Consider the following 17,915-nt stretch of genomic DNA (forward strand, 5'->3'; position numbering starts at 1 on the left):
CTCGAGATGAACGTCTCCCATCAGGAAGCAGTTCAACAGCAGCTCGTGGCCGCGTTGGTGGAGAGGACCGGGTATGTGCCGGAGCTCTTCGCGCCCCATGTCGGACTCGTGGAGGACCTCGGGCTGACGCCCTCGGAGGTCCAGGACGCGGTGTCCTCCGTCGAGCGCAAGTTGCAGGTCCCGGTCGGCGCGCGCGTGGACGGCACGACGGTGGCGCTGCTCGCCAAGGGACTCTCGAAGCACCTGGACAAAGGAACGACCGTGGAGAGGGACGTGGAAGTCTCGTTGGAGCAGGTGCTGGCCTTCGTCGATGACTGCGCGGCTCGAAGCGACCGGCCCGTCCTGGAGACGGTCCTCGTGGAGACGCGAGGGGCGCTCGCCCGGCTCGATGCCGCGTCCGCGCGTCCCGCGCTCGCCATCGCCGAGCCCGTGAAGCAGGCGGGCGGAGTGGATGGCGAGGCGGTGATGAAGCTGCTGGTAGGGGCGTTGGTGGAGCGGACGGGGTACCCGGCGGAGATGCTGGAGGCGGAGCTGGACCTCGAGGCGGACCTGGGCATCGATACGGTGAAACAGGTGGAGGCCTTCGCGATGGCGAGGGTGTACCTGAACGTGGAGAAGGACGAGAACTTCCGGCTGCGGGACCACAACACGCTGCGGAAGATGGTGGAGTACCTGACGAGCAGGGCGCCCGCCGCGGCGGCCCCCGCGCCCCAGGCTCCCGTGGCGGCTGTTGCTCCGGCTTCGAGTGCGCCGAGCGCGGACGCCATCCTGCAGCTGTTGCGCGACGCGATGGCCGCGAAGACCGGCTACAGCCTGGACATCCTCCAGCCGCAGCTGGACCTGGAGGTGGACCTGGGCATCGACACCATCACCCAGGTCGAGGTCTTCGCCCACGCGCGCATGACCTACGGGGTGGAGCGGGATGACAAGTTCCGCGTGCGTCACTACAACACGCTGCAGAAGATGGCGGAGTACCTGGCGGGCAGGGCCGCCGCGGTCGCGGGGCCTGTGCCTGCGAAGACCACGCCTGTCGCGACGAGTGCTTCCGTCGTGGTGCCACCCGCGCCGGTGGGAGAAGCCGCGAAGGCTTCGCCTGATTCCTCGCGGTCCTCCGTGGCCTCCACCGTGACGGCATCCGCGCTGGAGGGCGGGGCCCTCAAGGCTTCGTCCGACACCTCGCGGGTGCCCGCTGCCTCCACGGGGGCGGCCTCCGCGCCGGTGGGAGAAGCCGCGAAGGCTTCGCCCGACGCCTCGCGGTCGCCCGCTGCGTCCGTCTCCGGGGCGCCGCGCGCCGCGTGGGGGGAATCCGTCGGCTCATCGCCGCCGGTGCAGGCTGCGAGGTCGTCGACCGAGGACGTGAAGCCCTCCGCCTTCGTGACCGAGGCTGCGCGAGCGCCCGTGGTCGCTGCGTCCGCTTCCGCCGTGTCCCAGCCGGTGGCGTCTCCGGCGCCGAAGGCGAGCACCGTGGATGCTGACTCGGTGATGAAGCTGCTGGTGGGTGCGTTGGTGGAGCGGACGGGATACCCGGCGGAGATGCTCGAGGCGGAGCTGGACCTCGAGGCGGACCTGGGCATCGACACGGTGAAACAGGTGGAGGCCTTCGCGATGGCGAGGGTGTACCTGAACGTGGAGAAGGACGAGAACTTCCGGCTGCGGGACCACAACACGCTGCGGAAGATGGTGGAGTACCTGACGAGCAGGGCGCCCGCCGCGGCGGCCCCCGCGCCCCAGGCTCCCGTGGCGACCGCTGCTCCCACCCCGGGCCTCACGGTGCAGGAGGTGCAGTCCTTCCTGGTCTCCGTGCTCCAGGGGAAGACGGGCTACAACATCGAGCTCATCCAGCCCGACCTCGACCTGGAGGTCGACCTGGGCGTGGACACCGTCACGCAGATTGAAGCGTTCGCCATGGCCCGCGAGAAGTTCGGCGTGGCGCGCAACGAGAAGTTCCGGGTCCGCAACTACAACACCGTGCGGAAGATGTCGGAGTACCTGGTCGCCAACGCCGTGGTGGCGCCCGCGTTAGCGGAGGCGGCTCCCGCCGCGAAGCAGGGCACGCTCGGTCTGGATGACGTCCGTCGCTTCATCGCCCGCTGCGAGGCGAGCGGGGACACCGCGTCGCTGCGGCGACTGGCCGAGCACCTCGAGGGGCGCTTGAAGTCCGCGTCGCAGTCGGTGTCGCCGCCGGCCCAGCTCGCGGGCAAGCGCTACGAGGTCCACCCCGTGGAGCTGGCCCCGCAGGTCGATGCCCCGAGCGTCGCGCACCTGAAGGGCAAGACGCTCGGCATCTCCACGGACGCGCATGGCGCCTACAAGGCCCTGGCGCAGATGCTGGAAGCCGCGGGCGCGCGGGTCGTCATCCTGTCCTCCGGCCCCGCGCCGGAGCAGGGCGTGTCCCTGGACTGGCGTCACCCCGAGAGCGCCGGCCGCGCGCTGAAGGAGCTCCAGGAGAAGCAGCCGCTGGATGGCCTCATCCTCCTGCACACCACGGCGCCCACCGCGAAGCTGGACGAGCAGGAGGCCTCGGCCTGGGCGTCCACCGTCAACACCTTCTCCCTGGGGCTGTACCAGAGCGCGCTCGCCGTCTACGACCGCATTGGCGCGCTGCCCGGGGGCGGCTGGTACCTGGTGGCCACGGCGGGCGGAGGCCTCTTCGGTCACGCCAATGCGCAGGGCCGCATCCCGCTGGCCGGCGCGGCGGGCGGCTTCGTCAAGTGCCTGCGGCGGGAGCTGCCCGGCTCGCGCTGCAAGGTCGTGGACCTGGATGGCCAGGACGCGTTGCAGTGGGCGCGGCAGGTCTGGAACGAGCTGGTCAGCGCGGACCTCGATGTCGAGGTCGGCTACACCGGCGGCCGTCGCTACGTCTTCCGTGACATCGAGACGTCCTTCCCGAAGGAGTCCGCGCCGGTGTCGCTCCGGCCCGGCTCGGTGGTGGTCGTCTCGGGTGGAGGCCGCGGCGTCGTCTACCCGTGCGCGAAGCTGCTCGCGAAGTCCACCGGCGCCCGCGTCATCATCACGGGCCGCACCGTGCCGCCGAGCGGCAGCGAGGAGTGGCTGAAGGTGCCCGAGGCGGAGCTGCCCGCCTATCGGATGTCCTTCATCAAGCGCTACCTCGCGGAGCACCCGGGGAAGACGCCGGTGCAGGCGCGGCGCGTCTTCGACTCCGACATCGCCAACCGGCGCGAACTGCACCGCAACCTCGAGGACTGCCGGAGCCAGGGCATCTCGCTCGAGTACAAGGTCTGCGACATGACCGACGTGGGCGCGGTGCGGGCCCTGCTGGCCGACGTGCGCCGCGAGCACGGCCGCATCGACGGTATCGTCCACGGCGCCACCATCGAGGAGTCCAAGAGCCTGCCGATGAAGTCCTCGGACGCGTTCGTCCGGACGCTCGCGTCGAAGGCGCACCTGTGGCAGGTGCTCGCGCAGGAGACCTGGAACGACGACCTCCAGTTCTTCATCAACTTCGGCTCGGGCAGCGGTCGCTACGGCAACAAGGGGCAGACGGACTACTCGCTGGCCAACTACCTCGTCGCCAAGGCGGGGCTCGTCTACTCCACGCTGCGGCCCGGCGTGCGGAGCGTGACGGTCGACTGGCCGGTGTGGGTGGGCGCCGGAATCGTGGAGAACAACGCGGACTACCTGGAGCGCCTGCGCGCCATGGGCATCTGCGTCATCCACGTCGACGAGGGCGCGTACTGGTTCGTCGGGGAGCTGCTGTACGGCGGCTCTGCGGGCGAGGTCGTCATCGCGGACGAGCGCACCTTCGAGACGCTGAACCTGCCCCGCCACGACAAGGAGGCGCTCCGCGTCGTCGGCAAGGAGGCTGGCGGAACCCGCTATGCCATCTGATTCGTCCGCATCCCTCCCGTTGGTGGTGCTGTCGGGCCGGCCCCATGAGGTCGGCCGGCAGTACGGCGCCCTCATGCGGGAGGAGATCGCCCACGCCGTCTCCATCGAGGGCGAGTCCATCCGTCCCATGCTGGAGAAGCTTGGCGTGACGGAGCAGGCCATGCGGGAGCGCATGGCGGCGCTCGCGGCGCTGTTGCCCGAGGACATCCACGAGGAGGTCCGAGGCGTCTCGGACGCGAGCGGCTTCCCGAGGGAGACCATCCTCTACCACACGCTCGTGCTCGACATCCTCTCGGGCGCGCCCATCGGCTGCTCGCAGTTCGCGGCCTTCGGGCGCGCGACGACGGGCGGGAAGGTCCTCCACGGGCACAACCTGGATGTGCCGTACCCGTCGCTGGCGAAGTTCCTGCGCCCCACGTGTGTCGTGTACCGGCTGGAGGGGCGCATCCCGTACGTGTCCGTCACGTTCTGGCCCGCGGCGCTGGGCGTGTGCTCGGGGATGAACGCGGCGGGCTTGAGCCTGGGCGTCAACGTCCCCGTCGCGCCGCTGGACCCGCGCGTGTTCTATCCGCTCACGTTCCAGAACCGGGAGGTGCTGTCGCGCGCGCACTCGCTCGAAGAGGCCCGCGCCGTGCTGGAGGCGACTGCGCGCGGTGGGAGCTGGAACCTGATGCTCACCCATCGCTCGGGACAGGCGATGGTCTGGGAGCAGGTGGGGGCGCACTCCGGCCAGTACACGGCGCCGCCGGAGCAGGACTTCGTCGTCTCCACCAACCACCTGCGCGTCGCGCACAAGGCGGCTCGGGGCCACGAGGCCGTGGCGCTGGAGATGCTCCAGGACATGCAGGAGGACTCGCTCCATCGCTATCGGCGCCTGGAGCATCTGGTCCGTGAGCGGCGCGGAGACCTCACGCTCGACACCGCCGTCGACTTCCTGCGCGACAGCGAGGGCGCCACCCCGTCGATGAAGTCCATCTGCCGGGCGGACAACGCGCTGAGCATGGCGTACGAGCCGGAGTCGCTGACGCTGGACTTCGCGGCGGGGGCCATCCCGGCCGCGCTGGCCACGCGGCGACGCTTGCAGCTGGGGCCCTTGTTCCAGGGCGCCGCGCCCGAGGCTCGGGAGCAGGGCGGCTTCCCGATGCTCGGGAGCGCGCGGGAGCAGGGCTGCTGGGCTCGGACGTTCGCGCTCCAGGAGGACGTGTACCTGGAGGAGCATCGGGTCAACGGCATCCCCGTGTTGCCCGGCGCCGCGGCCATCGAGTGGCTCGCGGAGGTGGCCGCGGTCGCGGGTGAGGGCGACGTGTGCGAAGTGCGCGACGTGTCGCTGGAGAAGTTCATCCGCGTCCGGCCCGAGCGTCCGACCGAGGCCTGTGTCCGGGCCGTGCGCCGCGACGAGGTGTGGGAGGTCTGTGCGTACGCGGACCTGCTCAACCCCCGAGGCGCGGTGTTGCGCTCGGACGTGCTGCACTACCGCGCCCAGGTGCGACTGGGGGCTCGCCACCCGCGGGTGATTCCTCCCGGCTTCGCCAAGGCGCGCGGCGCGGAAGGGGAGCTGCCCTTCAGCCGCTCCTACGTGAAGGACGCCTACTTCCACGTCGGGGCGCCGTTCCGCATCGTGGATTGGATCAGCTACCCCGGGCCGCGCGACGCCGTCGCGAGCCTGCGGGTCCCCGAGCCGACGGGCTACTTCGCCTCCGTGCCGAGGGCCCGCTTCTGGTTGGACCCCTTCGTCCTGGACGGTTGCTTCCAGCTCGCGGGGACGCTGGGCATCCTCCACAACCTCCGGGCTCCGGTCCCCAAGGGCGTGCACCGGCTGGTGCTGGGGCGCACGCCTGGGGCGGGTGAGCGGCTCGGCGTTCGCGCGCGGCTGAACCGCGAGGTGGGCGAGCTGCTGTTCTACGACTTCACCGTCTGGGACGAGGCGGGACGCATCTGCCTGGAGGCGCACGACTACTGCTCCATCAGCGTGGACGCGTACACCCCCGAGCAGAAGGTGTACCTGCGCACGTCCCTGGACCCTTCCGGTGGGCTGCATTCCTCCGAGCCGAAGGTGCGCGCGCATGCCAGCTGAAGCGCAGGAGCCCATCGCCATCATCGGCATGGGGTGTGTCCTCCCGGACGCCCATGACGTGCCCACGTTCTGGCAGAACCTCCTGGCGGGACACGTGGCGGTGCGGCCGCTCACCGGCGCGCGCTGGGACTGGAGCGCGTATGGAAGCGACGACCCGAACGCGGTCGACCGGACGACGTCCTTCCTCGGCGCACCCGTCGAGGGGCTGAAGTTCGACTGGAAGAAGTTCAAGGTCCCGCCCATCGAGACGCGCCTGCTGCACACCATCGAGATGATGGTGCTGGAGTCCGCCGTCCAGGCGATGACGAGCGCGGGCTACACCCCGGAGCGCGAGTTCGCGCGGGACCGGGTCGCGGTGATTGCCGGCTCCAGCGGCATGGGGCGCAAGAGCAACCTGGGCTTCAACACCAAGTGGCGGCTGCCCGAGTTGCTGCGCGCCGCGAGCCAGACGGAGGCCTGGAAGGAACTCTCCCCGGAGCAGGCCGGACTCGTCGCTCGGCAGGTCCAGGAGGAACTCGTCCGGCAGCACATCGACGGCTCGGACGACTGGGCGTTCTGGGGCTTCATGAGCCCGGTGCTGGGGCGCGTGTGCAGCCTCTTCGACTTGCACGGGCCGCACTTCTGCGTGGATGCCCACGCCGCGTCGGGGCTCGCCGCGCTGGAGACGGCGGTGCAGGGGCTGATGAGCGGGGAGTGGGACATGGCGCTGGTGGGCGCGGCCAGCCCCGCACTGTCGCCCATGGAGTATGTGCTGCACGACAAGCTGCGCCGGCTGTCGAAGCGCGGCGTGTTTCCGCTGGACGCTCGGGCGGATGGCACCGCGCTGGGAGAAGGCGCGGTGATGTTCCTGCTCAAGCCGCTGGAGGTCGCGCGCAGGGATGGTGACCCCATCCAGGGCGTGCTCCGAGGCGTGGGCGGAGTGAACCGGGGCGCGGGCCCTTCGATGACGGCCACGGACGCGCAGGCGCATCGCAGGGCGGCCGAAGAGGCGCTCCGCCGCGCGGCGGTGGCGGCCGACTCGGTCTGCTTCGTGGAGACGGGCGCCACGGGTGTCCCCTCGTGGGATGCCCACCTCGTCGAGGGCCTGTCGGACGCATACAGGGGCTCCAACGGTGTGTCGCTCGGCGCCATCTCCGAGTCGGTGGGGGACCTGCAGACGGCGTCGAGCCTCGCCGCGATGCTCAAGGTCCTGTTGAGCTTGCGTGAGCGGACCCTCGTTCCGCAGCGCTCCTTCCAGACGCTCCATCCGGACGTCGCGCCAGGTGGCACGTCGCCGCGGGTCCTCACGGAGCAGGCCGCGCTGACGCGAGGTCCACGCCGGGCGGCCGTCCATGCGGCGGGCTTCGGAGGTGTCGCGTGGCACGCGGTGGTGGAGGCATATGACGCACAGGCGCCCCAGGTCCGTGGCCGCGCGCCGCGTCCTCCGGCGGAGCCCATCGCGATGGTGGGATTCGCGTGCAAATACCCCGACGCGCCGAGCCCCGAGGTCCTCTGGGAGAACGCGCTGAAGGGGCACTGCGCGGTGGGCGACATCCCCGAGTCGCGCTGGCCGGTGTCGCTCTACCACGACGCCTCGCGGGCCTGGGGTGGGACGAGTCGGGAGACGTTCTTCCGCGTGTACTCGCCCAAGGCCGCGCTGGTGGCGGAGGCGTCGTTCCGCTTCACGGAGTTCGGCATTCCTCCGAACGCGGTGGCGCGCATGGACCCGGCGCAGCGCTGGACGCTGGAGGTCGCGAAGGCCGCTGTCGCCGACGCGGGTCGTGCGTTGCCCTCGGAGCGCACGGCCGTCATCGTGGCCACCACGCCGGGCAACCTGCAGGAGATCGCCGTGGAGACGCGGCTGGCGTTCCCGGAGCTCGCGGGCATCTACCGACAGGTGCTGTCGCGCTCGGGATTGCCCACGGACCGCGTGGAGCGCTTCATCACGCAGGCGCGCGAGGCCTTCCAGGGACAGCAGCCGCCCATCTCCTCCGATTCGCTGCCGGGCATCCTCAACAGCGCGCCGGCCACCCGCGTGGCCCGGGCCCTGGATGTCCGAGGCCCCGCGTTCACGGTGGAGTCCGCCTGTGCGTCGACGCTCACCGCGCTGAGCCTGGCCATCCAGGGGCTGCGCGATGGCCGGTGGGACGTGGCCGTGGTGGGCGGCGTGTGGTCGCAGATCACCGCGCCCTACTGCGTGAACATGTGCTTCGTCGGCGCCATCTCCCCGAAGGGGCGGATGCGGCCGTTCTCGCAAGAGGCGGACGGGTTCGTGCACGGCGAGGGCTGCGGCATCTTCGTGCTGAAGCGGCTCTCGGATGCGAAGCGGGACGGCAGCCGCATCCACGCCTTGATTCGCGGCGTCGGCGGTTCGACGGACGGTCGCGGCAAGTCCATCTTCGCGAGCCAGGCTCGCGGCCAGGCGCTGGCGATGCGTCGGGCCCTGCGGGACAGCGGCGTCGGCGCGGAGAGCATCCAGTATGTCGAGGCGCATGCGACGGGGATGCTGGAGGGAGACCTGCCCGAGGCGGGCGCGCTGGTGGAGGTCTACGGCCGCGAGGCCCGGCCGGTGCGGATTGGCGCCATCAAGCCGCACATCGGACATTCGTACATCGCGTCCGCTGGAGCAGGTGTCCTCCGCGCGGTGCTCGCGCTCCAGCGAGGCGTGTTCCCTCCGCTCCTCACGGGGGCCGAGCTGAACGCGCGGCTGGCCTCGTGCGAGGGGCCCTTGTCCTTCGCTCGCGACGCCAGCCCCTGGCAGGTGGGCGACGCGCCCCGACGCGCGGCCGTCAATGCGTACGGGTTCGGTGGCACGAACTACCACCTCATCCTCGAGGAGTACCGTGACGCTCCCTGACCTCGACTGGGAGCCCGCGAGTGGCCCTGTCGCCGTGGTGCTGCCGGGTGGGCAGCGCGTCACGTTGATGGTGGTGCCGCTGGAGCACGTGCGCCGTGCCTGGCCCGCGCGGCCCGATGGGCTCATCTCCCGCGTCCTCACTCCGGCGGAGCTGGCGGTGAGCGGGATGCATGTGGTGCTCGCGCGGCGCGTGGCGCACCTGGCGGGCCGCATCGCCGCGAAGCTGGCGCTGTGCGCGCATCTGGACGCGCAGGGACACGGCGTGTCACCCCAGGACGTGGGCCTCACGCAGATGCTGGCCGGGCCGGAGCAGGGGCGCCCCGTGGCGCAGCTGCCCCCTGGCGTGCCCGCGTGTGACGTGTCCATCACCCACTCGCGCGAGCTCGCGATGGCGGTGGTGACGAGCCATGGCCGCGTGGGGTTGGACCTGGAGCGCATCGAGCCTCGGGGCGCGGCGTTCCAGGACGAGGTGTTCACCCGGGATGAGCGCGTGTGGCTCGAGGCGCGAGTCCGGCTCTGGCAACGGTCGCCGGATGAGCTGTGGAACCTGGGCTGGTGCCTCAAGGAGGCGCTGGTGAAGTGCACGGGACAAGGGCTGAGGGCGGCGCTGCAGCAGGTGACGTTCTCCGGCTGGAGGGAGGCCGAGGTGGAGGAGCTCCGGCTCGCGCCGCTGACGGGCGGGGCGGATGCGCTCGTCCGCTCCATCCATCTGGACGTCCCGGGGCGGCGGGAGCAGGCCGTCTCCGGAGTGCTCGTGGCGGGGCAGGGCTATGCGCTGGCGGTCCTCCACGACACGCGCGAGGACTGGCGTCGGGTGGGGCAGGGGTGGCGGCTGGCCCCGGGAGCGGCCTCGACATGAGCGCGCAGGGGCCGACGCTGGGGGAGGTGAGCGCCACCGACGGGAGCTGGCGCTTCGAGCGCGGGGTCGACATCCGCACGGACCCCTATCTCCTGGACCATGTCGTCGAGGGCGCACCGGTGTTCCCCGCCGCGTATCTGGTGGGGCTGATGACGCAGGCGGCGCACCGGATGCAACCGGAGCGGCAGGTGCTCGGCGTACGCGACGTGCGCTTCGTGCAGGCCGCGCGCTTCAAGGATACCCGGGCGCTGCAGTTCTCCGTCACGGCGGAGGCCGCGGAGGCGAACCGCGTCACGGTGGGCATCTCCTCCAGCATGGCGCCGCCTCGCGAGGGCTTCCCGCGCATCCACAGGACGCATGCCTCGGGTGAGGTGCGGATGGGGGAGCGCGCCGAATCGCCCGCGCGCTTCCGGCCTTTGGACTTCACGGGTGCGGAGAGCTACGAGGCGCTGTACCGGCTGCCTCGTGAGATTCAGCACGGGCCCACGTTCCTGGCGGGCCTGCGGTATCGGCGTCCCGCGCAAGACCAGCTCCTCGCCGTGGTCGCGCCGCCGGGCCACTCCAAGTCCGGCTGGCAGGAGGACCCGAGGGCGCCGGGTTGGCCCGCGGCCCTGCTCAACGCCATCCTGCACGTCGCCTTCTCGCTGGGGGTGCTGTGCCGCGAGCGGACGGTGCTCCCGTTGGAGCTCGCGTCCGGCGAACTGCACGCGATTCCGCGCGGAGAGGTCCAGGTGTTCGCGCGGAGGACCTCGGCCCACGATGACCTGCAGACCTTCCACGTCGTCGCGTGGGACGAGCAGGGACGACGGGTCGCGCTCTTCCGCGGGTTCTCCGTGCGGGAGGTGCCATGAGCACCCCTCGCTTCAGGCCTGTCGCCATCGTGGGAGTCGGCTGTGTCCTCCCGCGCGCGAACGACGTCGAGTCCTTCTGGACGCAGGTGATGACGGGGGCCTCGGCGCTGGGCCCGCTGGACGCTCGGGAGTTCCCGTCGGAGTGGTACTTCGCGGCCGAGCGCTCGGCCCCGGACCGCACGCACAGCCTCCACGGCGCGCTCGTGGAGGAGCCCCGGCTGGACGCGAAGAAGTACCGGATTCCGCCCAAGGTGCTCCGGGACATGCACCGGATGCAGCTGGCGTTCATCGAGGCCACGGCGCAGGCGCTCGACGATGCGCGCGATGGGCTCGGCGCGGTGGCTCCGGAGCGCATCGGCCTGGTGTTGGGTTCTCTGGGCGGTGGCCTTCGCCCGGGCTCGCGGGTGCAGGCCCGGCTGGTGGACATGCTGCGCTCGCTGGCTGCGTCGACGACGTTGAGCGCGCGTCACCCAGGGCTCGCCTCCGAGCTCGCGGAGGTGCTCACCCGGCAGCTCGACGCGGAGCTGGGCGGCACCAGTGAGACGGAGGCGACCGCGTCCTTCAGCAGCATCTGGGCAGGGAGGGCCGCCAAGCTCTTCGACCTGCGTGGCCCGCACTTCGCCGTGGACGCGGGGTATGCCTCCACGCTCGCGGCGCTCCAGAGCGCCAGTCAGCAGCTCAACGCCGGTGACTGTGACGCGGTGGTGGTGGCGGGATGCAGCCAGCTGCTGACGCCGCATGACCTGGTCGCGTTCAGCAAGCTGGGCGGTCTGGGCACGACCGTGCTGGCGCCGTTCGACCGTCGTTCGAGCGGCACGCTGCTGGGCGAGGGCGTCGGGGTGTTCGTCCTGCGCCGCCTGGACGACGCGGTGTCGGCGGAGGCGAAGGTCCACGCGGTCATCCGCGGCATCGGCGCGGCCTCGGAGGGACAGGGCCCATCGCTGGTGGTGCCGGAGTCGAAGGGGCAGGTGCTCGCGATGCGCCGGGCCTACGCCCAGGCGGGGTACGGGCCTCGTGACGTGCAATACGTCGAGTGCCATGCGGCGGGGATTCCCAGCGAGGACGCGACGGAGTTCCAGAGCCTGCGCACGCTCTGGAGAGAGGAAGCGGGTGCCGCTCCCGTCATGCTGGGAGGGGTCAAGGAGCTGACGGGCCACCTCCAGGCAGCTTCGGGTGCGGCGGGGCTGCTCAAGGCCACGCTGGCGCTGAGCCGTCAGGTGCTGCCTGCGCAGCGCTCCTTCGAGGCGGGCGCGGAAGGAATCTCGCTGGAAGGCACTCCCTTCTACTTCGCGAAGCAGGGCACGCCCTGGCCGGCGGTAGCGGGCGGACTGCGGCGGGCCTCCGTCAGCGCGTTCGGCTTCGGCGGGCTGAGCTTCCACCTGACGCTCGAGGAGTTCTCCTCCGAGACCCACTCGAGACTGGCGCGCACGCTGCCGCCTCCTCGGCCCTCCGAGCCGGTGGCCATCGTGGGCCTGGGCGGTGTGTTCCCTGGCGCCGCGAACGTGGAGCAGCTGTGGAGCAACCTGCTGGCGAAGCACTGCGCGATTGGCGCCATGCCGCCGGAGCGGGCGGAGACCGCGCGCTACCTGGACCCCACGCGCAAGAGCAAGGCCCGGCCCTACACGAACCTCGTGGGCACCATCGTCGACGGGAGCTGGCCCCAGGAACAGGTCCGCATTCCCGACGAGGTCGCGGCGCAAATCGACCGGGGGCAGAGCTGGACGATGCGGGCCGCGCTGCAGGCGCTCCAGGACTCGGGGACGGTCGACGCGAAGCGCGTGGGGCTCGCGATGGGCTACATGCCTCCCCTGGAGCGCGAGTTCCAGGCGCAGGCGCGCGTGTACCACGCCGAGTTCGACGGACGCCTGGCCGAGCATCTGCGCCAGCGCGGCGTCGACGACGCGACGGCTGCGCTCATCCGGGGCGAGGTGGAGCGGGACTACAAGAAGGACCTGCCCCCCATCACCAACCAGACGCTGCCCGGTTACCTGGGCAGCCTCGCGGTGGGACGCGTCGCGCACCACCTGGACTTCCAGGGCCCGGCGATGATGGTGGAGTCCGCGTGTGCCTCCAGCCTCGCGGCGGTGGAGCTGGGCGCTCAGTGGCTGAGCACGGGGGAGTGTGACCTGGTGCTCGCGGGCGGCATGTATGCGTCGCTCGGGGTGGATGGGCTGGTCCAGTGGTGCTCGTTCGGAGGACTGTCCCAGAGCGGCTCGTTCCCCTTCGATGCGCGCGCGGATGGCTACGTGACGAGCGAGGGCGCCGCGATGCTCGCGCTGAAGCGGCTCTCCGACGCGGAGGCCGCGGGGGACCGCGTCTATGCCGTGATTCGCGCGGTGGCGGGGGCGACGGACCCGAAGAGCGCCTCCATCTGGGCGCCGTCCTCGGAGGGACAGGTCCAGGCCGTGCGCCGGGCCGTGGAGAAGGCGGGCGTCTCGCCGGACGAGCTCCAGTACCTGGAGGGCCACGGCACGGGGACACCCGTGGGAGACCCCGTCGAGGTGGAGACGTACCGCGCCGTCTACGGACAGGGACGCGTCGGGGGGCCGGTGCTGCTGGGCTCCATCAAGTCGAACCTGGGCCACCTGAACTCGGGGGCCGGCGCGGTGTCGCTGCTCAAGGTCGCGCTCGCGCTGCACCGTGGAGAGGTGCCACCCAACGTGGGCTTCGCGACGCCCAACCCGGCCATCCCCTGGCGGGAGCTGCCCTTCCGGGTGCCGACGGACCTCGAGCCCTGGGCGGCCTCGGACGAGGGGCCGCGTCGCGCCGGAGTCACCTCGCTGGGCCTGGGAGGCACCAGCTACCACGCCGTGGTGGAGGAGTTCTCCCCGCGCGAGTCGATGCCGCGTCCGCGGGACGGGCTGCTCGCGCGTCGGGTCGCGTGGGTGTTTCCACATCGAGGCGCACGCAGTGCGGCGATGCTGCGCGAGCTGTCCGCGCGGTTTGCTTCCGTGAAGCAGACGCTCACGGAGGTCGGCTCCGCCTTCGAGTCGCTGACGGGGCAGCCTCTCCACGCGGCCTCGCGGGCCGAAGACGCCTTCGTCGCCGACGTGGCCGAGGTGCTCGCGGGCGTGGCGTACTACCGCCTCCTGCGCTCGTACGGACTGCGTGTCGATGTCCTGCTGGGGGAGGGGACGGGCGAGTACAGCGCGCTGGTCGCGAGCGGGATGCTCTCCGCGAAGGACGCGCTGAGCGCGCTGCGTCTGCGCTCCAGCCTCGGCGCGTCCGCCCACGCCATCGAGGGCCTCCCGCAGCTCCGCTCGGAGCTGACCCGCTTCGCGTGGAGGGCTCCCGAGGTCGCGGTGCTCTCCGCCATCCATGGTCGGTACTACGAGGCACCGCTGCCCGAGGCGTTCCTCGCGCGGCACCTCGCCCTGCTGGACACGCAGCCGTCCCGCTTGGGCCCGCACGTGCGCCGCCTCCACGACGACGGCGTCCGGGTCTTCCTCGAGGCCGGCACTGGCGAGACGCTCGGGGCATGTCTCCAGGCGCTTCCGGACGTGGTCCGACTGGGGCACCCGGCCTCGACGGGTGAAGTCGCGCGCTTCCATCGCCTCCTGGCGTTCAGTGATGTCCACCGCTTGCTCAACGAGTCCGTGAGATGACTTCGCATCCGCAGTCCGCCAACCGGAAGTCCACGCCCATCGCCATCATCGGGGCCTCGTGCATGGTGGCGGGGACCGAAACGCCCGAGCAGCTCTGGCAATACATCGTCGCCGGGACGCCCCGGTTCGCGCAGGTGCCCGAGTCGCGCTTCCGGTGGGAGAGCTTCTACAGCCAGGACGCGTCCGACACGGAGAAGGGCGAGGTCTGGAGGGCGTCCTTCTTCGGCGAGCTGGAGCTGCCCTGGCGTGAGTACAAGGTCGGGCCGAAGATGCTCGACGAGCTGCACCGGTGCGAGCTGTACACCGTGGAGGCCATCCGGCGCGCGCTGGCGGATGCGCGCCTGCTGGAGCGTGAGTTCGCCCGGGAGCGGACCGCCGTCATCATGGGTGGTTCGGAGATGGGCTACGACTCGCGCATCACCCATCCGTTCCTCTGGCACCTGCCGCAGTTGATGGAGGCCATCCAGAAGGCCGTCGAGGACTCCGGGCTCCCCGAGGAGGCGCGCCGTCGCATCCTGGAGTCCTCGGAGAAGACGTTCCGCGAGGTCAGCCACCGCGAGTTCACCCGAGGCACCGTGTCGGGCATGAGCCTGGCCCTGGGGCGCGCCTGCTCGCTGTTCGACCTGAAGGGCCCGCACTTCGTGGTGAACTCGGCGTGCTCGTCCGTGCTCCTGGGGTTGGAGAGCGCGGTCAACGGGCTCTCGCTGGGGGACTACGACGTCGCGCTGGTGGGCGGCACCAGCCCGTACCTGACGCCCGCGCCCTTCGTCACCTTCGAGCGCATGCGCCTGCTCACCCGCGAGGCGCAGCCCCGGCCCTTCGACGCCAACGCCTCCGGGACGCTGCTGGGCGAGGGCACGGGCTTCTTCGTGCTGCGGCGTCTGGATGATGCGCTCAAGCAGGGCGACTCCATCCTCGGCGTCATCCGCGGAATCAGCGGCGCGAACGACGGCCGCCGGGGCGCGTTGATCAGCCCGCCCGTGGAGGCGCAGGTCACCGCGGCCCAGCGCGCCTATGAACTCGCGGGATACGCGCCCGAGTCCGTGCAGTACCTGGAGTGCCACGCCAACGGCGTGGAGTTCCTGGAGGCCTCCGAGCTGACCGCCATGGGCAAGGTGTTCAACGGCCATGCGCCGGGTGGACTCACGCTGGGGTCGACGAAGAACATGGTGGGCTACCTGCTGTCGGCCTCCACGCTGCCCGGCATCGTCCGCACGTTGATGGCGCTCAAGCACCAGACGCTGCCGGCCCAGGCGCATGTGCGCGAACTGCGGGACGAGCTGCGCGTGGAGGGCGCGCCGTTCCAGGTGCGCTCGCGGCCCGCGCCGTGGGAGGCGCCCGCCGGCGGAGTCCCGCGTCGCGCCGGAATCAACTCCCTGGCGATGGGAGGACAGGCCTACCACCTCACGCTGGAGGAGTACCTGCCCGAGTACCACGCCCAGCTCGTCGCGAGCCTCGGTCCTCCGCCGAAGCGGGAGCCCGTCGCCGTCGTCGCGTACGGCGCCCTCGCGCCCGGTGCGCGCGACAGCGACACGTTCTTCGAGAACGTGATGGCGAAGCAGGACTCCATCATCCGGATTCCGAAGGAGCGCTTCGACATCGACCGGTACTTCGGACCGGAGGGCGTGACAGGGAAGATCTATTGTCCGCTCGGCGGCTTCGTCGAGGACTTCACCTTCGACGAGAAGGCGTTCCTCATCCCGCCGACGCTGGCCGTCCAACTGGACCGCTCACACGTCTTCGCGCTGACGGCCGCGGCGGAGGCGCTCCGCAAGACGACGGCGCCCCAGAAGGCTCCGAAGAGGACGGCCGTCTTCATGGCGGACATGCCGGGCCGGCTGCGCGAGCGCGAGGTGGAGCTGCGCATCGCCTACACGGAGATGGATGGGTTGTTCCGCCGCGTGCTCGAGGAGAGCGGGCTGGCCGCTGGCGCCGTCGATGGGCTCGCCCGTCGCGCGGAGGGGAACTTCAAGGCGCACATGGCGCCCATGACGCCGTATACGCACGCGGGATACGCGGGCAGCTCGGAGGCCACGCTCATCGCGCACGTGTATGGGTTCAAGGGCGCCACCGGCATCTACGAGAGCACCTGCGCGTCCTCGCTGGCGGCCATCGAGGCGGGGGTGGCGAACCTTCAGTTGGATCTGGCCGACGTCGTGCTCGCGGGCGGCTCCTTCGCGGACCTGGCGCCGGAGCTGTATGCCATCAACTGCACCTTCCGGGGCATGAGTGGAACCGGGAGCCGTCCCTTCGACGCGGACGCGTCCGGCTTCATCCCGGGTGAGGGCGCGGGCGTCGTCGTGCTCAAGCGACTGAAGGACGCGGAGCGGGATGGGGACACCATCCTCGGGCTCATCAAGGGCATCGGCTCCTCCAGCGACGGCAAGGGCAAGTCGCTGCTCGCGCCCAACCCCGTGGGCCAGGAGCTGGCGGTCCGCCGTGCGCTGGAGCGCGCCGACGTCTCCCCTGCGTCCATCCAGTACATCGAGTGCCACGGCACGGCGACGCCGGTGGGGGACTTCACGGAGATCTCCACCTACTCGCAGGTGATGCAGGGGCGCGCGCCGGGCTCGGTGGGCATCGGCTCGGTGAAGTCGATGATTGGCCATCTGCACTCGGCCGCGGGGGTCATCAACCTGGTCAAGGTCTTGAAGAGCCTGGAGCACAAGGTGATGCCGCCGCAGCTCCACTGTGAGCGCCCCAACCCGGACATCGCCTGGGACACGGTGCCGTTCGAGGTCATCACCGAGCCTCGCGCCTGGGCTCCTCCCGCGGATGGAGGGCCGCGTCGGGCGGGCGTCAGCGCCTTCGGCATGGGCGGCACGAACTACCACCTCGTGGTGGAGGAGTACCGGGGGCGCCAGGACGATGAGGCGCTGAGCCCCGAGACCTTCCCGATGGTGGGCGCCGTGCTGGAGCGCACCCAGACGTCGCTGACCGCGCTGCGTGAGCTGCGTCTGGAGACGGACCCGTACCTTCGCGAGCACAAGGTGAATGGCGTCGCCGTGCTGCCGGGCACCTTCGGAATGGAGCTGATGGCCGAGGCGGCCTTGTTGCTGAGGCCAGGGCTCCAGGTGAGGGGACTGGAGTCGGTCCGCTACCACCAGGCCGCGAAGGTGTGGGAGGGCCGGAGCACGCGGCTGCTCGTCGATGCGCGGGCAGGGGGCGCGGATGCGTTCGGACGCGTGGCGGTGACGGTGCAGGTGGACATGGAGCTGCGGCCGCGCGCGGACCTGCCGCCCCTGCGACGCAAGCTCTACACGGGGACGGTGCTGCTCGGCGCGCGGCAGGACGGGGGCGACGTGACGGTGGAGGCCAGCACGGCGGCGCTCTTCACGGCGGAGGGACGTCAGGACTTCGGTCCATTCTACAACCAGGGCGAGGAGGCCTACCTGGGGCCTCGCATGCAGGGCTGCCGTCAGCTCCGGTTCGTGTCGGCCACGCAGCAAGCGGCGTGGGTGAAGGAGATGGGGACGCGCGACCTCTTCTCGTTCACGAGCACACCGCGCCTGCGGGTGTCACCGCTCGCGCTCGATGCCATCAACCACGCGGCGGGGATGACGGCGTATTACTCGCTGGAGTCGCTCGTGCTCCCGGAGGGGGCCGACAGCCTGCGGCTCCATGCTCCGCTCCCACAGGGTGAGGAGGTCGCCGTCCTCAGCACGTACCTGGGGATGCAGGATGGAATCGCCAGGCTTCGCGTCGTGGCCTTCCACCCCCGGACGCGTCAGGTCTACGTCGAGGTCGAGGGGCTGCGCTTCAGTGTGCTGGGACATCTGGGTCCGGTGCTCAAGCCCCTCCTCGATGGTCGCCAGAAAGGAATGTCGGGACGGGTGTAGCC

Annotated in this window: 7 protein-coding genes; all 7 read left to right on the forward strand. The window is 71.0% G+C overall.

Annotation, left to right across the window (positions count from 1 at the left end):
* Positions 1-6 precede the first annotated feature (6 nt).
* From K8625_RS36250 to K8625_RS36280, 7 genes are read left to right on the forward strand one after another with little or no spacing between them, the layout of a single operon-like run.
* Positions 7-3,849, forward strand: a complete 3,843-nt coding sequence (locus K8625_RS36250; RefSeq protein ID WP_223785251.1) for a KR domain-containing protein — start codon at positions 7-9, stop codon at positions 3,847-3,849.
* Positions 3,839-5,923, forward strand: coding sequence for a C45 family autoproteolytic acyltransferase/hydolase (locus K8625_RS36255; protein ID WP_223785252.1), 2,085 nt, complete (start codon positions 3,839-3,841; stop codon positions 5,921-5,923). Before K8625_RS36250 ends, K8625_RS36255 begins: the two co-directional genes overlap by 11 nt.
* Positions 5,913-8,759, forward strand: coding sequence for a polyketide synthase (locus K8625_RS36260; RefSeq protein ID WP_223785253.1), 2,847 nt, complete (start codon positions 5,913-5,915; stop codon positions 8,757-8,759). Before K8625_RS36255 ends, K8625_RS36260 begins: the two co-directional genes overlap by 11 nt.
* Positions 8,746-9,618: a 4'-phosphopantetheinyl transferase superfamily protein gene (locus tag K8625_RS36265; protein ID WP_223785254.1), complete on the forward strand. Its 873-nt coding sequence runs from the start codon at positions 8,746-8,748 to the stop codon at positions 9,616-9,618. Before K8625_RS36260 ends, K8625_RS36265 begins: the two co-directional genes overlap by 14 nt.
* Positions 9,615-10,469, forward strand: coding sequence for a polyketide synthase dehydratase domain-containing protein (locus tag K8625_RS36270; protein WP_223748860.1), 855 nt, complete (start codon positions 9,615-9,617; stop codon positions 10,467-10,469). The genes K8625_RS36265 and K8625_RS36270 overlap by 4 nt, the downstream gene beginning before the upstream one ends.
* Entirely contained in the window at positions 10,466-14,074 is a 3,609-nt protein-coding gene (locus tag K8625_RS36275) for a type I polyketide synthase (RefSeq protein ID WP_223785255.1), read from the forward strand. Before K8625_RS36270 ends, K8625_RS36275 begins: the two co-directional genes overlap by 4 nt.
* Positions 14,071-17,913, forward strand: coding sequence for a beta-ketoacyl synthase N-terminal-like domain-containing protein (locus tag K8625_RS36280; protein ID WP_223748862.1), 3,843 nt, complete (start codon positions 14,071-14,073; stop codon positions 17,911-17,913). The genes K8625_RS36275 and K8625_RS36280 overlap by 4 nt, the downstream gene beginning before the upstream one ends.
* Positions 17,914-17,915: the final 2 nt, after the last annotated feature.

The organism is Myxococcus sp. AS-1-15 (assembly GCF_020037055.1).
GTDB lineage: Bacteria > Myxococcota > Myxococcia > Myxococcales > Myxococcaceae > Myxococcus > Myxococcus fulvus.